Source organism: Arthrobacter psychrolactophilus (genome assembly GCF_003219795.1).
GTDB classification, from domain to species: domain Bacteria; phylum Actinomycetota; class Actinomycetes; order Actinomycetales; family Micrococcaceae; genus Specibacter; species Specibacter psychrolactophilus.
Map to the genome: position 1 here is coordinate 1 of NZ_QJVC01000050.1, position 1,058 is coordinate 1,058.

The following is a 1,058-nucleotide window of genomic DNA, read 5'->3' on the forward strand; positions in this document are numbered from 1 at the left end:
GAGGAGAGGAAGATCTCGTAGATCTTTTCCTTCATGTGTCCGAACCACTCGGCTTCGGGGGTGGTGAAGCCGATTTTGTTGCGGCGGTTGCTGATCATTTCCGGCAACAGTTCGCGGGTGGCGTCGCGCAGGATGTGCTTGTTCCAGCCGCCCTTGATGATGGATTCGTCATCGAGGCTGAAGAGGAACTTTACTACTTCCTTGTCTAGGAACGGTACGCGTCCTTCGAGGGAGAAGCGCATGGTGTTCTTGTCTTCGTAGCGCAGCACGGCCGGCAAGGACTTATGGAACAGGTCATCGATCAGGCGCAGCTTCAAGTTGTCCGGGATGTTGGCGAACTTTTCGTTCTTGTACTTGGCCGTGAATGTCTTGTTCAGCAGCTGGCCAATGCCAGTTTCCTTTTTCAGTGTCAGTTTTGACTGAAGACGGAAGCGGCCCAGACGGAACAAGATGTCCGAGCTGGAGAGCATTTCCTTAGCCAACTTGGCGGTCTGGCCATTCTTCTTGAGCTGGCGCAGGTACGCGAAGTAGTACGGGATGTAGCCGGCCATCATCTCGTCGGCGCCCTGGCCGTCAAGGAGCACGGTGACGTGCTTAGAGGCTTCGCGCATGACCTGGTACTGGGCGTAGGGGCCCGAGGAGATGATGGGCTCTTCCATGGTCCGCACAAAATCTTCGAGGTCTTCAACGAACTCGCCCGGCTGGGGCAGGATCTTGTGGCTGATGACGTTGCCTTCGCAACGAGCCAGCACGGCGTCGGCGTAGGCTTCTTCATCGTTGATGGAGTTCGGGAAGATCGCCGAGAATGTTTGCTGCTTCTCGCCCAGGGAATCCGTGGCGGCAGCTTTTTCCTGCATGAGCTTGTTGATCGTCGCGACCACGGCGGAGGAGTCCAGACCGCCGGAGAGCGCGGTGCCTACGGGGACCTCGGACTGCAAACGCAGACGGACACCCTCGGTGAAACGTTCGCGGTATTCGGCGATGACGGCCGGGGAATACGGGGTCTCGACCTTAGCCAGCTCGGCGAGTTCTTCCTTCAAACGCGTGTACGGGCTGAT

General features: G+C 57.8%; 1 protein-coding gene. It reads right to left on the minus strand.

What is annotated here, in order from left to right; translation table 11 throughout:
- The coding region (locus tag CVS30_RS17690) for an asparagine synthetase B family protein (protein WP_146233447.1) at positions 1 to 1,058 on the minus strand (1,058 nt) is incomplete at both ends.